Origin of the sequence: Pseudomonas sp. G2-4, assembly GCF_030064125.1 — a bacterium.
Classification (GTDB): Bacteria; Pseudomonadota; Gammaproteobacteria; order Pseudomonadales; family Pseudomonadaceae; genus Aquipseudomonas.
Genome location: NZ_CP125957.1, coordinates 123,116 through 145,032 on the forward strand (window position 1 = coordinate 123,116; position 21,917 = coordinate 145,032).

The window sequence follows — 21,917 nt, forward strand, 5'->3', positions numbered from 1 at the left end:
CCTCGCCACCGGTTTTGTGTCAGGTTCAGCTGTTGTTGTGATCGACCTTGATGGTCGGGTCACTGCCGGCGATCAACGAGTTCAGGTTGACGTTCGACCAGTTGTTGCCTTCGAGCTTGATCGTCACGTCCGGTGTGGCCGCTGCGCCGTTGGCCGCGTTGAACTGGCCGGTGGTGCTGACTTGCAAGGACGACACGCCATCGACCGTGCTGATTTTCAGGAAGTGGTCGATGGTGCTGCCGGTTTCGCCCTGCAACAGATCCCGCAGGTCGATCCGGTCGCCATCGCCGGCCTTGAAGTCCTTGATCACGTCGTTGCCCGTATCACCGGACTTCCAGACAAAGGTGTCACCCCCCAGCCCACCGATCAGGGTGTCATTACCCTGACCGCCGTTCAGCGTGTCGTTGCCAGTGCCTCCGAGCAGGATGTCATTGCCCTTGCCGCCACTGAGCGTGTCGTTGCCGCCTTGGCCGAAGATAATGTCATTGCCACCGCCGCCGAGCAGCGTGTCGTTGCCATCATGTGCACCCGACACGTCGAACGCGGTGTAGTGCTCGGTGATGTACTGGTGCACGTTGCTGGTGGTGACTTTGCTGGCGTCCACGCCGCTCTGCTGGGCCACGAACGCCTGGATGGCCTGGTAACCCTCGCCAGTGACGCCGTTGAAGCTCACCAGGTCGCCGAACAGGATGTCGTTGCCTTCGCCGCCGTTGACCGTGTCGGAGCCCGGCAGGGTCGCTTCGGTGTGGCCGATGATCGAATTCGCCAGGTCTTTCGGGTCGATGTTGGTCTGCGGTTTTGCATCCGAGTCGTATGGCTTGAGATCGGTCAGGGTCACGTCGCTGTTCAGGCCGATGGCCTCAACCGTGCTAAGGCCCTTGAGCAGCGTGAAGCTGTCGGACGAGCCGGCCGCCGAATCGACATAGTTCCAGTAGTCGGCATAGCCGGTGCCGCCCAGGTTCGACAGTTCAAAGGTGCCATTGCCCTCGGCATGCACCGTGCCCACATAGCTGTCGGTCCATTTCTTGCCGTTTTTGGTCGACAGGTACATCTCGCCGTTTTCGTAGATGGTGTACTTGTGCGTGCTGTCGATCGTCTGGCTGTAGAGCTTGCCGACGGTGTAATCGGCCGCACTCAATACGCTGTCGAGTTTGACGCTGCCGTACAACGTCGGGTTGGCCTGTTCGCCAGTCTGGTAGAAGGTCGGCTTGCCGTCGGTAATGAAATACGTCAGGTTTTTCGCGCCGGTATTGCTCAGGGCTTCGCTGCTGTTGAAGAAGTTCGCCGTGGTCTTGAACACGTCTTCGTAGTTGGTGCCGCCGCCGGAGACCATCGAATCCAGCACGCCTTTGAGCAGGGTCAACGCGCCCGGGTCGTTGAGGTTGACCGAGACGCTCTTGTTCACCTGGTTGTCGAAGTCCGCCAGGAAGATGTTCACTGTCCCGGAGTTGCCACCCATGCTCTGCTTGAGGGTATTGAACACCGAGGTCAGCGAGTTCTTGGCTGCTGCAATGGACGCGTCGCTCATGCTGCCGGAGCTGTCGACCATGAACGCGATGTTGTAGTTGACGCCCGGCACTACGGTCAGCCCGCCAATGTCGGCGACCACGATGTCGTTGCCGTCGGTGCCGGTGACGTTGTCACTGCCCGACGTGGCGGTGACGGCGTTATAGGTTGCCGGGTGCACGGTGACGGGGATCTGCGCCGTGCTCGTGGCCGAGCCGCCGAGGGCTTCGGTGGAGGTCGACGTCACGGTCAGGTTGAACTGGCCGTTGTAGTAGGTCGGCGGTGTCAGGGTCAGGCTGCCCAGGTTCCAGCCAGTAACCGAGGTCTCGCCGTTGCTGCCCACGGTCGCGGTGTGGCCGGCGCCGTCGCTCAGCACGCTGCCTTCCGGGATGCCGCCGACCTTCACGCTCAGGCTTTCGGAGCCGTCGGTATCGGTCAAGGCGGTGGTGATCTTCGACAGGTTCACGCTGGTGCCTTCGGCGCCTTCGTTGAGCTTGTAGCCGTCGTAGTAACCTTCGCCGTTGGTGCCATGCAAGTCGGAGACGGTCACGCCGGCATTCGCCAGGTCGGACACGCCGGTGTACAGCGGTATGCCGGCCCCGCTCAGGTCGACCGGTGTGCTGCCGTTGACCGACAGGTTCACGTCATAACTGCCCGGGCCGGTCTGGTTGTGGTGGTAGATGTCCAGGGTGTAGTAGCCGCTGGTGGTCGGCGTGAACGAGCCGTTCAGCTTGCCGCCCGCGCCCCAGGTAATGCCCGCCACGTCTTTGCCGCCGATAGTCACCAGCAGACTGTCGTCGCCGGTGCCGCTGAAGGTATAGACCTTGCCAGCTTCGAGGAAAATCAGGCCCGAGGTTTTCGACGCTGTACCGGCGTTTACGTTGCTGTCGGACTGCACGTTGGTCACGGTGCTGCTGCTGTTCGGCGTGCCGGCAGCGTCGATCACCGATTTGAGCGTGCCGGCTGGCGCACCATTGCCATCGCTGCCCAGGCCCGACAGGCCGGTCCAGACTTCCTTGATCAGGCCGGTAGAGGCCACGCTGTTGCCGGCCACGTTGAGGCTCGGTGCGTCGGCGACCGGGGTGATGTCGATCTTCACGGTACCGGTATTGCCCAGCGCCTGGCCGTCGGTTGGCTGGAATTGGATCTGTGCGTAATCAGACTTCTGGTTGCCCACGCCGCTCGGGTTGCCGTTGGCGCCGGATTCGTTGGCGTCCGGGGTGAAGCGCAGCTTGCCGGCGTCGATGTCGGCCTTGGTGAAGGTCTGGTTGTTGGCCACGTCCTTCCAGGTCGCGCCGTCAAGGTATTGCAGCTTGCCATCACCCGGCAGTCCGGTGATTTTCACGCCTTGGCTGGCGGCGGAACTGTCCACGTCGCTGACGCCGAAGGTCGACCAGCCGAGCACCAGCGACGTGTCTTCGGTACCGGTCACCGCACCGCCAGTGGCCACTGGTGCATCGTTGACCCCGACCACGTTAACAGTGGTGGTGGCGGTGTTGGAGTAGTTGCTGCCGTCGGTCACCGTCACGGTGATGACGCGCGGCACGGTGCTCGGATCTTCGCTGTTGTTGATGAAGCTGATGTTCTTGATCTGCTGCATGTAGTCGGCGAGCGTCGCGTTGCCCGAGAGCGTCAGCGTGACTTTGCCGTCGGTGCTGTTGGCGTTGATGCTGATGCCGTTGACGCTATTGCCCAGGTTCAGCGCATCGCCGGGCTGACGGTTGGTCAGCACGATGGTGGCGCCGGTCAGCATCGTGCTGTCCGGGTCGGTGATTTTCAGGTCGGTGTCGCCGATGGACACGCCCGGGCCGGTGGTGCCTTCGGTGAAGGTTACCTGATAATCGGCCCCGGTCTTGCCGCTGGAGTTGTTGGCGTCCAGGTCCAGTACCGGCGGCGCATCGTTGTCGATGATCGAGGTGCTGACGCTGCCGTTGGTGCCGCTGACCGCCAGGTGCTCGAAGTTGCCACCGGTGGCCGAGTCGACCTTGACCACGAAGTTTTCCGTGCCTTCGGTGATCTTGTCGTCCAGCGTCGCCACATTAAAGCTGGCGCTGGTGGCGTTGGCCGGGATCTTCACGGTGTAGACACCGGTGAAGTCCGAGCCGTCGGCGGCGGTGCCACTGTAGACGATCTTGATCGTCACCTCGGTCTGTGCCGGGTTTGTCAGGCTGACGGTGTACGTGGCGGCCTGGCCTTCAGTGACAGAGGTGCTGCCGGTGATGCTGACGGTGGTGTTGTCGACGGTATCGCCCACGGCCGTCGAGGCGCCGGTCTTATCGACAGCGATGGCTTCGAGGTTGCCGCCGGAGGCCGACTTGATCGTTTCGGTGATGGACGGTGCACCGGTGTAGACATCGTTGCCGACTGCGACGTCGAGCACGCCCGAGCTTGCGCCCGCTGCGATGGTGATGGTTTTTCCGCTGTCGAGCGTGACGGTGACCGGACCATTCTGCGCAGTGACGGGTTTGCCGTCGGCACCGGTCAGCGTGGCGGTGTAGGTGATGGTGCCGTTTTCATTCACGGTCGGCGTAGCGGTCAGCGTCACGGTGGTGGTGTCGTTGACATCGCTGACGATGGTGCTGACAGGAGCGGTGTTCGGCGCGATGGCTTCGAGATTACCGCCAGTGGCAGTACTGATGCTTTCGCTGATGGTGGTCGGACCTTGGTAAACGTCGTTGCCAACAGCCACGTCCAATACGCCCGAGCTTGCACCGGCTGCGATGGTGATGGTCTTGCCGCTGTCCAAGGTTACGGTCACCGGACCGTTCTGCGCAGTGACGGGTTTGCCGTCGGCACCGGTCAGGGTCGCGGTGTAAGTAATGGTGCCGTTTTCATTTACGGTCGGCGTAGCGGTCAAGGTCACCGTGGTGGTGTCGTTGACGTCGCTGACCACGGTGCTGACTGGAGCGGTGTTCGGCGCGATGGCTTCCAGATTGCCGCCGGATGCCGAGGCAATCGACTCAGTTACCGTGGTCGGACCTTGATAAACGTCATTGCCAACCGCTACATCCAATACGCCCGAGCTCGCGCCCGCTGCGATGGTGATGGTCTTGCCGCTATCGAGTGTGACGGTCACCGGACCATTTTGCGCAGTGACGGGTTTGCCGTCGGCACCGGTCAGGGTAGCGGTGTAAGTGATGGTGCCGTTTTCATTCACGGTCGGCGTAGCGGTCAAGGTCACCGTGGTGGTGTCGTCGATATCGCTAACGATAGTGCTGACTGGAGCGGTGTTTGGCGCGATGGCTTCCAGGTTACCGCCCGATGCCGAAGCAATCGATTCAGTCACCGTCGTTGGGCCTTGGTAAACATCGTTACCCACAGCGACATCAAGCACACCCGAGCTTGCGCCCGCAGCGATGGTGATGGTCTTACCGCTGTCCAAGGTTACGGTCACCGGACCGTTCTGCGCAGTGACGGGTTTGCCGTCGGCACCGGTCAGGGTCGCGGTGTAAGTGATGGTACCGTTCTCGTTTACGGTCGGTGTGGCGGTCAACGTCACGGTGGTGGTGTCGTTGACGTCGCTGACAATGGTGCTGACAGGAGCGGTGTTCGGCGCGATGGCTTCGAGATTACCGCCAGTGGCAGTACTGATGCTTTCGCTGATGGTGGTCGGACCTTGGTAAACGTCGTTGCCAACAGCCACGTCCAATACGCCCGAGCTTGCGCCGGCAGCGATGGTGATGGTCTTGCCGCTGTCCAAGGTTACGGTCACCGGACCGTTCTGCGCAGTGACGGGTTTGCCGTCGGCACCGGTCAGGGTTGCGGTGTAAGTAATGGTGCCGTTTTCATTCACGGTCGGCGTAGCGGTCAAGGTCACCGTGGTGGTGTCGTTGACGTCGCTGACCACGGTGCTGACTGGAGCGGTGTTCGGTGCGATGGCTTCGAGGTTGCCGCCGGATGCCGAGGCAATCGATTCAGTTACCGTAGTAGGACCTTGATAAACGTCATTACCGACGGCTACATCTAGCACACCCGAGCTTGCGCCCGCAGCGATGGTGATCGTTTTGCCGCTGTCCAAAGTCACGGTCACCGGACCATTCTGCGCAGTGACGGGTTTGCCGTCGGCACCGGTCAGGGTGGCGGTGTAGGTGATGGTGCCGTTTTCGTTCACGGTCGGCGTGGCGGTCAATGTCACCGTGGTGGTGTCGTTGATATCGCTGACGATAGTGCTGACTGGAGCGGTGTTTGGCGCTATGGCTTCCAGGTTGCCGCCGGTGGCGGTACTGATGCTTTCGCTGATGGTCGTCGGACCTTGATAGACGTCATTGCCAACGGCGACATCCAGCACACCCGAGCTGGCGCCCGCTGCGATAGTGATGGTCTTGCCGCTTTCCAAAGTGACGGTGACTGGACCATTTTGTGCGGTGACGGGTTTGCCGTCGGCACCGGTCAGGGTGGCGGTGTAGGTGATGGTGCCGTTTTCGTTCACGGTCGGCGTAGCGGTCAGCGTTACGCTGGTGGTGTCGTTGACATCGCTGACGATGGTGCTGACCGGAGCCGTGTTCGGAGCAATGGCTTCCAGGTTACCGCCCGTGGCGGTGCTGATGCTTTCGCTGATGGTCGTCGGACCTTGATAGACGTCATTACCGACGGCTACATCCAGCACACCCGAGCTTGCGCCCGCAGCGATGGTGATGGTTTTGCCGCTGTCGAGCGTGACAGTGACCGGACCATTCTGCGCAGTGACGGGTTTGCCGTCGGCACCGGTCAGGGTCGCGGTGTAAGTAATGGTGCCGTTTTCGTTCACGGTTGGTGTGGCGGTCAGCGTCACGCTGGTTGTGTCGTTGACATCGCTGACGATGGTGCTGACAGGAGCGGTGTTCGGTGCGATGGCTTCGAGGTTGCCGCCGGATGCCGAGGCAATCGACTCAGTTACCGTGGTCGGACCTTGATAAACGTCATTGCCAACCGCTACATCCAATACGCCCGAGCTCGCGCCTGCTGCGATGGTGATCGTTTTACCGCTGTCGAGCGTGACGGTGACCGGACCATTCTGCGCAGTGACGGGTTTGCCGTCGGCACCGGTCAGGGTGGCGGTGTAAGTGATGGTGCCGTTTTCATTCACGGTCGGCGTAGCGGTCAAGGTCACCGTGGTGGTGTCGTCGATATCGCTAACGATAGTGCTGACTGGAGCGGTGTTTGGCGCGATGGCTTCCAGGTTACCGCCCGATGCCGAAGCAATCGATTCAGTCACCGTCGTTGGGCCTTGGTAAACATCGTTACCCACAGCGACATCAAGCACGCCCGAGCTTGCGCCCGCAGCGATGGTGATGGTCTTACCGCTGTCCAAGGTTACGGTCACCGGACCGTTCTGCGCAGTGACGGGTTTGCCGTCGGCACCGGTCAGGGTAGCGGTGTAAGTAATGGTGCCGTTTTCATTTACGGTCGGCGTAGCGGTCAACGTTACGGTGGTGGTGTCGTTGACGTCGCTGACAATGGTGCTGACCGGAGCCGTGTTTGGCGCGATAGCTTCAAGGTTGCCGCCGGAGGCCGAAGCAATCGACTCAGTTACCGTGGTCGGACCTTGATAAACGTCATTACCGACGGCTACATCCAGCACACCCGAGCTTGCGCCCGCAGCGATGGTGATGGTCTTGCCACTGTCGAGTGTGACGGTCACCGGACCATTTTGCGCAGTGACGGGTTTGCCGTCGGCACCGGTCAGGGTAGCGGTGTAAGTAATGGTGCCGTTTTCATTTACGGTCGGCGTAGCGGTCAACGTCACGGTGGTGGTGTCGTTGACATCACTGACAATGGTGCTGACTGGAGCGGTATTCGGTGCGATGGCTTCGAGGTTGCCACCGGAGGCCGAAGCAATCGACTCAGTTACCGTGGTCGGACCTTGATAAACGTCATTACCGACGGCTACATCCAGCACACCCGAGCTTGCGCCCGCAGCGATGGTGATGGTCTTGCCACTGTCGAGTGTGACGGTCACCGGACCATTTTGCGCAGTGACGGGTTTGCCGTCGGCACCGGTCAGGGTAGCGGTGTAAGTGATGGTGCCGTTTTCATTCACGGTCGGCGTAGCGGTCAAGGTCACCGTGGTGGTGTCGTTGACATCGCTGACGATAGTGCTGACAGGAGCGGTGTTCGGCGCGATGGCTTCGAGATTACCGCCAGTGGCAGTACTGATGCTTTCGCTGATGGTGGTCGGACCTTGGTAAACGTCATTGCCAACCGCCACATCCAATACGCCCGAGCTTGCACCGGCTGCGATGGTGATGGTTTTGCCGCTGTCGAGTGTGACGGTGACCGGACCATTCTGCGCGGTGACAGGTTTGCCGTCGGCACCGGTCAACGTTGCGGTGTAGGTGATGGTGCCGTTTTCATTCACGGTCGGCGTGGCGGTCAATGTCACCGTGGTGGTGTCGTTGACGTCGCTGACAATGGTGCTGACCGGAGCCGTGTTTGGCGCGATAGCTTCAAGGTTGCCGCCGGAGGCCGAGGCAATCGACTCAGTTACCGTGGTCGGACCTTGATAAACGTCATTACCGACGGCTACATCCAGCGCGCCCGAGCTTGCGCCGGCAGCGATGGTGATGGTCTTGCCGCTGTCCAAGGTTACGGTCACCGGACCGTTCTGCGCAGTGACGGGTTTGCCGTCGGCACCGGTCAGGGTCGCGGTGTAAGTGATCGTGCCGTTTTCATTCACGGTCGGTGTGGCAGTCAATGTCACCATGGTGGTGTCGTTGACGTCGCTGACCACGGTGCTGACTGGAGCTGTGTTCGGAGCAATGGCTTCCAGGTTACCGCCCGATGCCGAGGCGATCGACTCAGTAACCGTCGTTGGGCCTTGGTACACGTCGTTGCCAACGGCAACATCCAATACGCCCGAGCTTGCACCGGCTGCGATGGTGATGGTTTTGCCACTGTCGAGCGTGACGGTGACCGGACCATTTTGCGCAGTGACGGGTTTGCCGTCGGCACCGGTCAGGGTCGCGGTGTAAGTGATGGTACCGTTCTCGTTTACGGTCGGTGTGGCGGTCAACGTCACGGTGGTGGTGTCGTTGACGTCGCTGACAATGGTGCTGACAGGAGCGGTGTTCGGCGCGATGGCTTCGAGATTACCGCCAGTGGCAGTACTGATGCTTTCGCTGATGGTGGTCGGACCTTGGTAAACGTCGTTGCCAACAGCCACGTCCAATACGCCCGAGCTTGCGCCGGCAGCGATGGTGATGGTCTTGCCGCTGTCCAAGGTTACGGTCACCGGACCGTTCTGCGCAGTGACGGGTTTGCCGTCGGCACCGGTCAGGGTAGCGGTGTAAGTGATGGTGCCGTTTTCGTTCACGGTTGGTGTGGCGGTCAGCGTCACCGTAGTGGTGTCGTCGATATCGCTAACGATAGTGCTGACAGGAGCGGTGTTCGGCGCGATGGCTTCGAGATTACCGCCAGTGGCAGTACTGATGCTTTCGCTGATGGTGGTCGGACCTTGGTAAACGTCGTTGCCAACAGCCACGTCCAATACGCCCGAGCTTGCACCGGCTGCGATGGTGATGGTTTTGCCGCTGTCGAGCGTGACGGTGACCGGACCATTTTGCGCGGTAACCGGATTGCCGTTGGCATCGGTCAGGGTCGCGGTGTAAGTAATGGTGCCGTTTTCATTTACGGTCGGCGTAGCGCTCAACGTCACGGTGGTGGTGTCGTTGACATCACTGACAATGGTGCTGACTGGAGCGGTGTTCGGAGCAATGGCTTCCAGGTTACCGCCCGATGCCGAGGCGATCGACTCAGTTACCGTCGTTGGGCCTTGGTAAACGTCGTTGCCAACAGCCACGTCCAATACGCCCGAGCTTGCACCGGCTGCGATGGTGATGGTTTTGCCGCTGTCGAGCGTGACGGTGACCGGACCATTTTGCGCGGTAACCGGATTGCCGTTGGCATCGGTCAGGGTCGCGGTGTAAGTAATGGTGCCGTTTTCATTCACGGTTGGTGTGGCAGTCAATGTCACCGTGGTGGTGTCGTTGACATCACTGACAATGGTGCTGACCGGAGCGGTGTTCGGTGCGATGGCTTCCAGGTTACCGCCGGAGGCTGAGGCAATCGATTCAGTTACCGTGGTCGGACCTTGATAAACGTCATTACCGACGGCTACATCCAGCGCGCCCGAGCTTGCGCCGGCAGCGATGGTGATCGTTTTACCGCTGTCGAGCGTGACCGTCACAGGGCCGTTCTGCGCAGTGACGGGTTTGCCGTCGGCACCGCTCAGCGTGGCGGTGTAGGTGATGGTGCCGTTTTCGTTCACGGTCGGCGTAGCGGTCAGCGTCACGCTGGTGGTGTCGTTGACATCACTGACAATGGTGCTGACCGGAGCGGTGTTCGGCGCGATAGCTTCAAGGTTGCCACCGGATGCCGAGGCAATCGACTCAGTTACCGTGGTCGGACCTTGGTAAACATCGTTACCAACAGCGACATCGAGCACACCCGAGCTCGCGCCCGCTGCGATGGTGATGGTTTTGCCGCTGTCGAGCGTGACGGTGACCGGACCATTCTGCGCAGTGACGGGTTTGCCGTCGGCCCCGGTCAGTGTGGCGGTGTAGGTAATGGTGCCGTTTTCGTTCACGGTCGGCGTAGCGGTCAGCGTCACGCTGGTGGTGTCGTTGACATCACTGACAATGGTGCTGACCGGAGTGGTGTTCGGCGCGATAGCTTCAAGGTTGCCACCGGATGCCGAGGCAATCGACTCAGTTACCGTGGTCGGACCTTGATAAACGTCATTACCGACGGCTACATCCAGCACACCCGAGCTTGCGCCCGCAGCGATGGTGATGGTCTTGCCACTGTCGAGTGTGACGGTCACCGGACCATTTTGCGCAGTGACGGGTTTGCCGTCGGCACCGGTCAACGTGGCGGTGTAGGTGATGGTGCCGTTTTCGTTCACGGTTGGCGTGGCGGTCAGCGTCACTGTGGTGGTGTCGTTGACATCGCTGACAATGGTGCTGACCGGAGCCGTGTTTGGCGCGATAGCTTCAAGGTTGCCGCCGGAGGCCGAGGTAATCGACTCAGTTACCGTGGTCGGACCTTGATAAACGTCATTACCGACGGCTACATCCAGCGCGCCCGAGCTTGCACCGGCTGCGATGGTGATGGTTTTGCCGCTGTCGAGCGTGACGGTGACCGGACCATTCTGCGCAGTGACGGGTTTGCCGTCAGCACCGGTCAGGGTCGCGGTGTAAGTAATGGTGCCGTTTTCATTTACGGTCGGCGTAGCGGTCAACGTCACACTGGTGGTGTCGTTGACATCGCTGACGATGGTGCTGACTGGAGCTGTGTTCGGAGCAATGGCTTCCAGGTTACCGCCCGATGCCGAGGCGATCGACTCAGTTACCGTCGTTGGGCCTTGGTAAACGTCGTTGCCAACAGCCACGTCCAATACGCCCGAGCTCGCGCCCGCTGCGATGGTGATGGTCTTGCCGCTATCGAGTGTGACGGTCACCGGACCATTTTGCGCAGTGACGGGTTTGCCGTCGGCACCGGTCAGGGTAGCGGTGTAAGTGATGGTGCCGTTTTCATTTACGGTCGGCGTAGCGGTCAACGTCACGCTGGTGGTGTCGTTGACATCACTGACAATGGTGCTGACAGGAGCGGTGTTCGGCGCGATGGCTTCAAGGTTGCCGCCGGAGGCCGAGGCAATCGACTCAGTTACCGTGGTCGGACCTTGATAAACGTCATTGCCAACCGCTACATCCAATACGCCCGAGCTTGCACCGGCTGCGATGGTGATGGTTTTGCCGCTGTCGAGCGTGACGGTCACAGGACCATTTTGCGCGGTAACCGGATTGCCGTCGGCACCGGTCAGGGTCGCGGTGTAAGTGATCGTGCCGTTTTCATTCACGGTCGGTGTGGCAGTCAATGTCACCGTGGTGGTGTCGTTGACGTCGCTGACCACGGTGCTGACTGGAGCGGTGTTTGGTGCGATGGCTTCCAGGTTACCGCCCGATGCCGAAGCAATCGATTCAGTAACCGTCGTTGGGCCTTGGTAAACGTCGTTGCCAACAGCCACGTCCAATACGCCCGAGCTTGCACCGGCTGCGATGGTGATGGTTTTGCCGCTATCGAGTGTGACGGTCACCGGACCATTTTGCGCAGTGACCGGGTTGCCATTGGCATCGGTCAATGTGGCGGTGTAGGTGATGGTGCCGTTTTCATTCACGGTCGGTGTGGCGGTCAGCGTCACGCTGGTGGTGTCGTTGACATCGCTGACGATGGTGCTGACCGGAGCCGTGTTCGGAGCAATGGCTTCCAGGTTACCGCCGGTGGCGGTACTGATGCTTTCGCTGATGGTCGTAGGACCTTGATAGACGTCATTGCCAACGGCGACGTCCAGCACACCCGAGCTCGCGCCCGCTGCGATGGTGATGGTCTTGCCGCTTTCCAACGTCACGGTCACCGGACCATTCTGCGCGGTAACCGAATTGCCGTTGGCATCGGTCAGCGTCGCGGTGTAAGTGATCGTGCCGTTTTCATTCACGGTCGGCGTAGCGGTCAAGGTCACGCTGGTGGTGTCGTTGACATCACTGACAATGGTGCTGACTGGAGCGGTATTCGGTGCGATGGCTTCGAGGTTGCCACCGGATGCCGAGGCAATCGACTCAGTTACCGTCGTAGGCCCTTGATAAACGTCATTGCCGACGGCTACATCCAGCACACCCGAGCTTGCGCCCGCAGCGATGGTGATGGTCTTACCGCTGTCGAGCGTGACGGTCACAGGACCATTTTGCGCAGTGACCGGGTTGCCATTGGCATCGGTCAATGTGGCGGTGTAGGTAATGGTGCCGTTTTCATTCACGGTCGGCGTGGCAGTCAACGTCACCGTGGTGGTGTCGATCGAATCGGTAATCGTAGTAACCGCAGGCGTGGTGCTTGGCACCAGATTTTCAAAGTTGCCACCGGTCGCGCCGGTAATAGTGGTACTGACAGTGCTGCCGTTGTTGTAGACGTCATTGGCCGGCGTCTCGACATTGACGGTGCCAGTCGTCTGGCCGGCTGCGATGGTGATGACCGAGCCATTGCTCAAGGTCACAGTCACTGGAGTCTGGGCCGGGTTGGTCAATGTAGCGGTGTAGGTGATCTGCCCGCCTTCGGTCACCGTATTGCCTGCCGTCAGGGTGACGGTGGTGGTGTCGATGGTGTCGGTAATCTGGGTTACGGCTGGCGTGGTGGGCAGGGTTACGGCAATGCCGCTGCCGCCGGTGGTGCCGGTGACCGTCACGCTGATCTGGCTTGGGTCGTTATAGACGGTGTCGTTCGGTGCCAGCGGTACGTTGACGCTGCCGGTGGTTTGTCCGGCAGGAATCACGATCACGGAGCCGTTGGACAGGGTCACGGTCAGGTTGGTCAGGGGCGCCTGGGTGACGGTCGCGGTGTAGACCAGCACGCCGCCGGCCTCGGTCAGGGTCGGGGTGGCGGTCAGGGTCAGGGTCGAATCGAGCAGCGCGTTGGCGGTGGTATCGCCGTTGGTGTCCAGAGCGGTGATGTTGTCGTCGGTAGCTGCGGCGGTGCTCAAGCCTTCAGTCGGGAAACCGACAGTAGGGTCGACGCTACCAGCGGTGGCATCCAGCACCACAAAGCTGTGCCCACCACCGGCGGCACCACCTGTACCCGCAGCTGTAGCGCCGGCGGCGGTGGCTTCCAGGGCTGTCGTCGGGTCAGCGCCCGCAGCAATGGCTTGTTGCAGCTCTTCTACCGACGGCGCGGCCTGGGCAGTGGCCTGGGCGAGGTCGGTGGACGAGTCCGGAGCACTGGCGCTCCACTGAGTGTCGCGGCCCAGGTCCAGGGAGCGGCCGTCGGCCAGCTCCAAGGTGACGGCACCGGCAGGTCCGGTGTCCAACTGGTCGCCCGTGTACAGGCGATCACCTTCAATGAGTACACGCCGAATGCCCTCGGGGGATACGACGAAAACTTGGCCAACAATGCTTTTGACAACGGCAACAACACTGCTCATTGAAGATTCTCCGGGTGCCACACTCAGTAGACTTCCATGGACCCGGCAGCCGGTAGGCGGCATCGGTCTGGACGCTCTTGCTTCACTAGATAAAGTTATTTTGACGTATTGGTCCGTCAATGTTTTGGCTGTTTATTATCGCTGACTTTGTTTATGCCAAACTATTGACCTTCTTCGAGCCATCCTAAACAATCACTGCCGTAATGTCACATTGATATTTAAGCGGCGACCTGTTCTTTTGGTGCGTGTTCAGCCCCAGTTTTGAACTTTCCGACATACGGTCATTCCGGTTGCCATCATCCGATGCAGCGCCACGTTTCGCTGTGATCCAAGACAAGTGTTTCAGGAAAAAATCCACCATGCGTTCGCCCTTGTTCATGGCCTTACCCTTCGCCCTTGCTGCCAGTTTCGTACAAGCACAAACCTTGCCGCAGGCCATGCAACAGGCGCTGGATGTCCATCCTGAAATTCAGGCGGGCGTGAACAGCCGCCTCGCGGCGGACTACCAACTCAAGGCCGCCAAGGGCGGCTACCTGCCTAGGGTGGACCTTGCAGCCGGGTACGGTCGCGAAGGTACCGACAGCGTCACCACCCGCTCGGGCAGTGCTGATCATTGGGAAACCCTGAACCGCAGCGAGTCGAGCCTGCGCCTGTCGCAAATGGTTTTTGACGGTTTTGCGACGTCCAGCGAAGTAGGGCGTCAACAAGCCACCGTCAATGCCCGCGCCTACTCGTTGTTGGATGCGTCCGAGCGCACTGGGCTGACGGTGGCCCAGGTTTACCTGGCCGTGCTGACCCGCCGTGAGTTCGTGCGCCTGGCCGAGGAAAACCTCAAGAGCCACGAGCGCATCTTCGACCAGATCAAGCTGCGCACCTCCCGTGGCGTGGGCAGCGGTGCCGATCTGGACCAGGCCGAAGCGCGCATGGCCCAGGCTCGCAACAACCTGATCACCGAGCAAACCAACCTGGCCGACGCCGAGACCAACTACCTCAGCGCCGTCGGACAACTGCCGGATCAACTGGAACGCCCCGCCGACTTTCTGGCGCTGTTGCCGGCCAACCTGACCGAAGCTCGCGCCCAGATGCTGGAAAACAGCCCGGTGTTGCGTTCGGCCGAGTCGGACATCGCCGCTGCCGAGCAGCAGTACGAAGCCGCCAAGTCGAGCTTCTACCCGCGCTTCGACGCCGAGCTGGGCCGCACCGCCGACAATGACCTGGACGGCCAGAACGGGCACAACAACGAATGGCAAGCCATGCTGCGCATGCGTTTCAACCTGTATGCCGGCGGCAGTAACAAAGCGGACCTGGAGTCCAAGTCGTACCTGTCCAACCAGGCCCTGGACATCCGCAACAACGCGCTGCGCCAGCTCAATGAAGAGCTGGGCCTGGCCTGGAACGCCTTGAACAACGCCAACGCCCAGGTGCCGGTCGCCCAGCAATACGTGGACCACAGCACCAGCGTGCGCACCGCCTACCAAAAGCAGTTCAGCCTCGGCGAGCGGACCCTGCTCGACTTGCTCGACAGCGAAAACGAACTGTTTAGTGCTTCCCGGCGCCTGGCAGAAATCAAGAACGTGCAGCTGTTCACCCAATACCGGATCAAGGCGACCATGGGCCAGTTGCTCAAAAGTCAGGGCGTAGTCGCACCGTTGGCATCGGTTGTGCAGAACGACGTGAAACCCAAGGTTCAGTTGCCTGGAATGAATTGAGTCATCCATCCAGTTTTGATCAGCAAAAGAGTGCCAAGCGTGGAATCAGAAGTCAGTCGAGTTGAACTCATCCATGATCCACGCACCCTGCACGACGACCCGTTGCTGGACGGTTTACTGGCGCTCTGCATGCTGCATCAGAAACCGGCCAGCGCCGCGATGCTCACCACCGGCCTGCCGCTGCCTAAGCAACGCCTGAGCGTCGAATTATTGTCGCGTGCGGCGGCCCGTGCCGGTTTGCAAGGTCGGGTGCTGCAGCGCAAGCTCGAACAGATCCCGGCCATTGCCATGCCGGCCCTGTTATTGCTCAAGGATGGCCGCAGTGCTGTCTTACTGGGTTGGGTCGGCGACGACCAGGCACGGCTGCTGCTCAGCGAAAGCGACGGCGGTGAAGTGACGATCAGCCGCGAGCTGTTGGCCGACGACTACAGCGGCAAAGTCTTCTTCGCCCAACCCCAGCATAAATTCGATGTGAACCACGGCACGCTGATTCCCCGGGCGCGTTCGTGGTTTCGCGACACCCTCAAGCGCTCCCGCTGGCTGTACGTCGATGCCATCGCCGCCAGCCTGCTGATCAACATCATCGCCATGGCCGCGCCGCTGTTCGTGATGAACGTCTACGATCGCGTGGTGCCGAACCAGGCTGAATCGACCCTGTGGGTGCTGGCCATCGGCATCACCGGCGCCTACGTGTTCGACCTGATTCTCAAGATGCTGCGCAGTTTGTGCCTGGACCTGGCGGGCAAAAAGACCGACCTGATCATTTCGGCGACGCTGTTCGAGCGCATCGTTGGCATGGCCATGAAGTACCGTCCGGCGCGGGTGGGCAGCTTTGCCCAGAACATCCATGAATTCCAAAGCCTGCGGGACTTCCTCGCCTCGCTGACCCTCACCAGCCTGATCGACCTGCCATTCACCTTGCTGATCTTCGCGGTTATCGCGATCCTCGGCGGGCACCTGGTGTGGATTCCCGTGCTGGCGTTCCCGCTTGCCCTGTTGATTGGCTACGTATTGCAAAAGCCTCTGGCAGCGACCATGGAGCGCACCATGGCCCTGGGCGCCGAGCGCCAGTCCAGCCTGATCGAAACCCTGGCGGGCCTGGATGCGGTGAAGGTCAACAACGCCGAGAGCGAGCGCCAATACCAGTGGGAACAGACCATTGGCACCCTCAGTCGCCTCGAGTTGCGGGTGAAGATGCTGTCCGGCCTGGCGATGAACATCACGCTGCTGATCCAGCAACTGGCTGGGGTGATCATGATCGTCTTCGGTGTCTACCAGATCATCGCCGGCAACCTGAGCATGGGCGGGCTGATCGCCTGCTACATGCTCAGCGGTCGCGCCCTCAGCCCGTTGGCCTCGCTGTCGGGCCTTCTGACCCGTTATCAGCAGGCGCGGGTGACCATGGTTTCGGTCGACCAGATGATGGAGCTGCCCCAGGAGCGCAATTTCGAAGAGCGTCCGCTGAGCCGCAAGGTCCTGCAGGGCGCCATTGAATGCCGCCAATTGAATTTCACCTACCCGAATCAACAGAACGCCGCGCTGAAGAACATCAACCTGGTGATCAAGCCAGGCGAGAAAATCGGCATCATCGGCCGTAGTGGCTCAGGCAAGAGCTCCCTGGCCAAGTTGCTGGTGGGTCTTTACCAACCCGACGACGGCGCTTTGCTGGTGGACGGCGTGGACATCCGCCAAATCGATGTCAGCGAACTGCGCTACAACATTGGCTACGTACCCCAGGACATCCAGCTGCTCGCCGGCACCCTGCGGGACAACCTGACCTCCGGCGCCCGTTACGTCGAAGACCAGCTGGTGCTCCAGGCCGCAGAGCTGGCGGGGGTGCATGAGTTCGCGCGCCTGCATCCGCAAGGCTATGAACTGCAGGTCGGTGAGCGTGGGCAGAACCTCTCCGGCGGCCAGCGCCAGAACGTCGCCCTGGCCCGCGCGCTGTTGCTCAATCCGCCCATCCTGCTGCTGGACGAACCCACCAGCGCCATGGACAACACCGGCGAGGAACGCTTGAAGCAGCGCCTGGCCGCCGTGGTGGAGAACAAGACGGTATTGCTGGTGACACACCGGGCATCCTTGCTCTCGCTGGTGGATCGCCTGTTGGTGATCGACCGTGGGCAGATCCTGGCCGACGGCCCGAAAGCTGCCGTGATGGAAGCGTTGAAGAAGGGGCAGATCAGTGTTGCTTAAGTCGGGTTTCAAGGATTCCGTAGGCCGCTACTTCAAAGGCTCTGCCTCGCTGCATGGACAACCGCTGCCCGAGGTCAACAAGGCGCTGATCGAGGACGCCCCGCGCGTGGTGCGCCTGACGATCTGGGGCATCATTGGCTTCTTTGTGTTTCTGGGGGTGTGGGCCAACTTCGCCGTGCTCGACGAAGTGACCAAGGGCGACGGCAAGGCGATTCCATCGTCCAAGATCCAGAAAATCCAGAACCTGGAAGGCGGGATCGTCGCTGAGCTGTTCGTCACCGAAGGGCAGATTGTCGAGGTCGGCGCGCCGTTGATTCGCCTGGACGACACGCGGTTTGTCTCCAATGCGGGAGAAACCGAGGCCGATCGCCAGGCCATGCTGTTACGCGTCGAGCGCCTGAGTGCCGAGGTCGATGACCGGCCGCTGAATTTCCCCGCCGATGTACTCAAGGCCGTACCGCGCCAGGCCGCCAGCGAGGAATCGCTGTACCTCAGCCGCCGCCAGCAGCTGCACGATGAAATCGGCGGGTTGCAGGAACAGTTGATCCAGCGCCAGCAGGAACTGCGCGAATTCATTTCCAAGCAAGCGCAGTATCGCTCCGGCCTGGCGTTGCAACGCCAGGAAATCAACATGTCCGAGCCGCTGGTGGCCCAGGGCGCGGTGTCGCCGGTGGAAGTACTGCGGCTCAAGCGCGGTGAGGTGGAAACCCGTGGGCAACTGGATGCCACGACGCTGGCGATTCCTCGCGCCGAATCGGCGATCAAGGAAGTGCAGCGCAAGATCGACGAGACCCGCGGCAAGTTCCGCAGTGATGCCCTGACTCAGCTTAACGAAGCGCGCACCGACCTGAACAAGGCCCAGGCTACCGGCAAGGCCCTGGAAGATCGGGTGAGCCGTACCTTGGTGACTTCGCCGGTGCGCGGCATTGTCAACAAACTGCTGGTGAACACCATCGGCGGGGTGATCCAGCCCGGCAGCGACCTGGTGGAAATCGTGCCGTTGGACGACACCATTCTGGTGGAAGCGAAAATCCGTCCCCAGGACATCGCCTTCCTGCACCCCGGCCAGGACGCCACGGTGAAATTCACCGCGTACGACTACACCATCTACGGTGGGCTGAAAGCCAAGCTGGAACAGATCGGCGCCGACACCATCACCGATGAAGACAAGAAAACCACCTACTACATCATCAAGCTGCGCACCGAACGCAGCCACTTGGGCACCGATGAAAAGCCGTTGCTGATCATTCCCGGCATGGTGGCGTCGGTGGACATCATCACCGGCAAGAAAACCGTGCTCAGCTACCTGCTCAAGCCCATCATCAAGGCCCGGTCCGAGGCGATGCACGAGCGGTAGAGGCCCAATAGCTCGGGACGGCGAGTGTGGGAACAATCAAATGGTGGCTGGGTAGCTTTTGTGGCGAGGGAGCTTGCTCCCGCTGGGTCGCGCAGCGGCCCCAAAAAAAGCGATGAGCGCTTCGCACTCAAGCGGGAGCAAGCTCCCTCGCCACAGGTTGGTGTCGCTTTTCAAATTTTGTTTTTGCATCTCAAGCCAAAAGCCATATCGTTATTCATTAACGGTATTTAAATTTAAGTTCTTATACCCTTAAAGTCATCTCCCTGCGTACCTGCCGACCAATCGGCGCGCCGCACGACACAAACCGACACGGTAACCCCGTGAGTTTTTGATCGACGCGCGCCCATTGAGCGCGCCGTGCGTGGGAGTGATGTATGCCAGCCGTCTCTTATTCTCCAGATTCAAGTACCCAAGCCATCGCGCCGCAGACGTTCGACGTTCGCCCGTTCAGCGGTGCCGTCGGTGCCGAGATCGTTGGGCTGGATCTGTCCCAACCGATCAATGACCAGGACTTTGCCCGCATCCATCGCGCGCACCTGGACTATCACGTCGTAGTGTTCCGCGACCAGCGCATCACCCCCGAACAACACATCGCCTTCAGCCGTCGTTTTGGCGTGCTGCAAATCCATGTGCTCAAGCAGTTCCTGCTGGCCGGGCATCCGGAAATCCTCATCGTTTCCAACATCATCGAAAACGGCCAATCCATCGGCCTCGGGGATGCCGGAAAATTCTGGCATTCAGACCTCTCCTACAAAGAACTCCCCAGCCTGGGCTCGATGCTCCACGCCCAAGAGCTGCCAAGCGAAGGCGGCGACACGCTGTTTGCCGACATGCACAAAGCCTGGGAGGGCTTGCCCGACGCGTTGCGCAAGGCTGTGGAAGGCCGTTCGGCGGCGCACTCCTACACGGCGCGCTACAGCGAGACCAAATTCGAAGGCAACTGGCGCCCGACGCTGACGCCGGAGCAACTGGCCCAGGTCGCCGAAGTCGTCCATCCGATCGTGCGCACCCACCCGGAAACCGGGCGCAAGGCGTTGTTCGTCAGCGAGGGTTTTACCACCCGTATCGTTGGTCTGCCGGAGGACGAAAGCCAAGCGCTGCTGGCCGAGCTGTATGCCCACAGCGTGCTGCCGCAGAACATCTATCGCCACCAATGGCAGCCCCACGACTTGGTGTTCTGGGACAACCGCTCGCTGATCCACCTGGCTGCCGGTTGCCCGAGCCATCTGCGCCGCAAGCTGTATCGCACCACCATCCAGGGCGACGCCCCTTTCTGATCGGCTGCGCCTGGCGCAAGAGCTGGAGACTCACCATGTCCAAACGTATTGCTTTCGCACCGCTGGCCGCCGCCATCGGCCTGGGGTTCAGCTTGCTGACCGGCAGCCTGGTTGCGCCTTCCAGCGCCCACGCCGAAGGCGAGATTCGCATCGCCGAGCAGTTCGGCATCGTTTACCTGTTGCTGAACGTCGTTCGTGATCAACAGTTGATCGAAAAATACGGCAAGCAGGAAGGCATCGACATCAAGGTCGACTGGACTCAGTTGTCCGGCGGCGCGGCGGTCAACGATGCCTTGCTGTCGGGCTCCATCGACATTGCCGGGGCCGGTGTCGGGCCGTTGTTGACCATCTGGGACCGCACCCACGGCAAGCAGAACGTCAAGGCGGTGGCCTCCCTGGGCAACTTTCCCTATTACCTGTTGAGCAACAACCCCAAGGTCAAGACCATTGCCGACTTCACCGAGCAGGACCGCATCGCGGTGCCGGCGGTGGGCGTTTCGGTGCAATCGCGGATCTTGCAATACGCCGCCGCGAAGCAGTGGGGTGATAAGGATTTCAATCGCCTGGACAAGTACACCTTGGCCGTTCCCCACCCGGATGCCACGGCGGCGTTGATTGCCGGCGGCACCGAGTTGACCGGGCATTTTTCCAACCCGCCGTTCCAGGACCAGGCCCTGCAAAACCCCGGCGTCCACGTGGTGCTCAACTCTTATGACGTGCTCGGGCCGAACTCGCCCACGGTGTTGTTCGCTACCGAAAAATTCCGCGATGAAAACCCGAAAACCTACAAGGCGTTCGTCGACGCGCTGACCGAAGCGGCCACATTCGCCCAGAACGACAAGGGCGCGGCGGCGGATACCTACCTGCGCGTGACCAAGGCCAAGATTGATCGGGCGACCCTGCTGAAAATCATCGACAACCCGCAGATCGAATTCACCGTCAACCCGAAAAACACATACCCGCTGGCCGAGTTCCTTTACCGCGTCGGTGCGATCAAGAACAAACCGGCATCGTGGGAGGATTATTTCTTCCAGGACGCCAAACCGTTGCAGGGGAGCTGATTGTCATGAACGCGCCATTGCAAGGCCACGCGGCCAGCAATCCCACGGTCACCGGCACGGCATTGTTGTCGGTGGATAACGTCAGCCTGGAATACCGCACCCCGCAGCGCGTGGTGCGGGCCACCCACCAGGTGAGTTTCGAGGTCGATCCGGCGGACCGCTTCGTCTTGCTCGGCCCGTCCGGTTGCGGCAAGTCCACCTTGCTCAAGGCTATTGGCGGTTTCATTGCACCTTGCGAAGGCGAGATACGTTTGCAAGGCCAGGCCGTCCGCGCGCCTGGGCCGGACCGGATCGTAGTCTTCCAGGAGTTCGATCAACTACCGCCGTGGAAAACCGTCAAGCAGAACGTGATGTTCGCGCTGCTGGCGTCCCACACCCTCAAGCGTCGCGAGGCCGAGGAGCGGGCGTTGCATTACCTGGAGAAGGTCGGGCTGGCGGCGTTTGCCGATGTGTATCCCCACACCTTGTCCGGCGGCATGAAGGCTCGGGTCGCCATTGCCCGGGCATTGGCGATGCAACCGAAAATCCTGTTGATGGACGAACCCTTCGCCGCCCTCGATGCGCTGACCCGACGCAAGATGCAGGAAGAGTTGCTGCTGCTCTGGGAGGAGGTGCGCTTCACGCTGTTGTTCGTCACTCACTCCATCGAAGAGGCGTTGGTGGTGGGCAATCGCATCCTGCTGCTGTCACCGCACCCCGGGCGTGTGCGGGCGGAAGTCCACAGCCATCAATACGACTTGCAAAGCCTCGGTGGCGTGGCGTTCCAGCACACGGCGCGGCGTATCCATGGGTTGCTGTTCAATGAAGGCCAGCCGCTTGAAGCCGAGCACGAGCTGGATTTCAGCGACATTCGTATCGCGTACTGAG

At 60.8% G+C, this 21,917-nt stretch carries 8 protein-coding genes; 6 read left to right on the plus strand and 2 right to left on the minus strand.

From position 1 onward, the window contains the following. Positions 1 to 25 precede the first annotated feature (25 nt). Both QNH97_RS00605 and QNH97_RS00610 read right to left on the minus strand, forming a co-directional pair. On the minus strand, positions 26 to 13,450 hold the full coding sequence (locus QNH97_RS00605) for a LapA family giant adhesin (RefSeq protein ID WP_283555133.1): 13,425 nt from the start codon (positions 13,448 to 13,450) through the stop codon (positions 26 to 28). 184 nt (positions 13,451 to 13,634) lie between these two features. Beyond that, positions 13,635 to 13,829 (minus strand): hypothetical protein, encoded by a 195-nt coding sequence (locus QNH97_RS00610; RefSeq protein WP_283555134.1) that lies wholly within the window; start codon positions 13,827 to 13,829, stop codon positions 13,635 to 13,637. Here QNH97_RS00610 and QNH97_RS00615 point away from each other — a divergent pair. The 6 genes from QNH97_RS00615 (at position 13,810) to QNH97_RS00640 (ending at position 21,916) form a co-directional block, all read left to right on the plus strand. Beyond that, complete coding sequence (locus tag QNH97_RS00615; protein WP_283555135.1) at positions 13,810 to 15,159, plus strand: TolC family outer membrane protein; 1,350 nt, start codon at positions 13,810 to 13,812, stop codon at positions 15,157 to 15,159. The genes QNH97_RS00610 and QNH97_RS00615 overlap by 20 nt on opposite strands. A 39-nt stretch (positions 15,160 to 15,198) precedes the next feature. Next, positions 15,199 to 17,355 carry a type I secretion system permease/ATPase gene (locus tag QNH97_RS00620; RefSeq protein ID WP_283555136.1) on the plus strand — a complete coding sequence of 719 codons (2,157 nt, stop codon included), beginning with the start codon at positions 15,199 to 15,201 and terminating at the stop codon, positions 17,353 to 17,355. Next, positions 17,345 to 18,712: an HlyD family type I secretion periplasmic adaptor subunit gene (locus QNH97_RS00625; protein ID WP_283555137.1), complete on the plus strand. Its 1,368-nt coding sequence runs from the start codon at positions 17,345 to 17,347 to the stop codon at positions 18,710 to 18,712. Before QNH97_RS00620 ends, QNH97_RS00625 begins: the two co-directional genes overlap by 11 nt. A gap of 374 nt (positions 18,713 to 19,086) precedes the next feature. After that, entirely contained in the window at positions 19,087 to 19,989 is a 903-nt protein-coding gene (locus QNH97_RS00630; RefSeq protein WP_283555138.1) for a TauD/TfdA dioxygenase family protein, read from the plus strand. 35 nt (positions 19,990 to 20,024) lie between these two features. Continuing rightward, complete coding sequence (locus tag QNH97_RS00635; RefSeq protein ID WP_283555139.1) at positions 20,025 to 21,050, plus strand: ABC transporter substrate-binding protein; 1,026 nt, start codon at positions 20,025 to 20,027, stop codon at positions 21,048 to 21,050. A 5-nt stretch (positions 21,051 to 21,055) separates the two neighbouring features. Beyond that, the gene (locus QNH97_RS00640; protein ID WP_283555140.1) at positions 21,056 to 21,916 is read left to right on the plus strand and encodes an ABC transporter ATP-binding protein; all 861 of its coding nucleotides are present in this window, start codon (positions 21,056 to 21,058) and stop codon (positions 21,914 to 21,916) included. Position 21,917 lies beyond the last annotated feature (1 nt).

Coding starts and splice junctions, on each gene's coding strand:
- QNH97_RS00640 (WP_283555140.1), top strand. CDS start 21,056: ATGAACGCGCCATTGCAAGGCCACGCGGCCAGCAATCCCACGGTCACC.
- QNH97_RS00615 (WP_283555135.1), top strand. CDS start 13,810: ATGCGTTCGCCCTTGTTCATGGCCTTACCCTTCGCCCTTGCTGCCAGT.
- QNH97_RS00635 (WP_283555139.1), top strand. CDS start 20,025: ATGTCCAAACGTATTGCTTTCGCACCGCTGGCCGCCGCCATCGGCCTG.
- QNH97_RS00630 (WP_283555138.1), top strand. CDS start 19,087: ATGCCAGCCGTCTCTTATTCTCCAGATTCAAGTACCCAAGCCATCGCG.
- QNH97_RS00610 (WP_283555134.1), bottom strand. CDS start 13,829: ATGAACAAGGGCGAACGCATGGTGGATTTTTTCCTGAAACACTTGTCT.
- QNH97_RS00605 (WP_283555133.1), bottom strand. CDS start 13,450: ATGAGCAGTGTTGTTGCCGTTGTCAAAAGCATTGTTGGCCAAGTTTTC.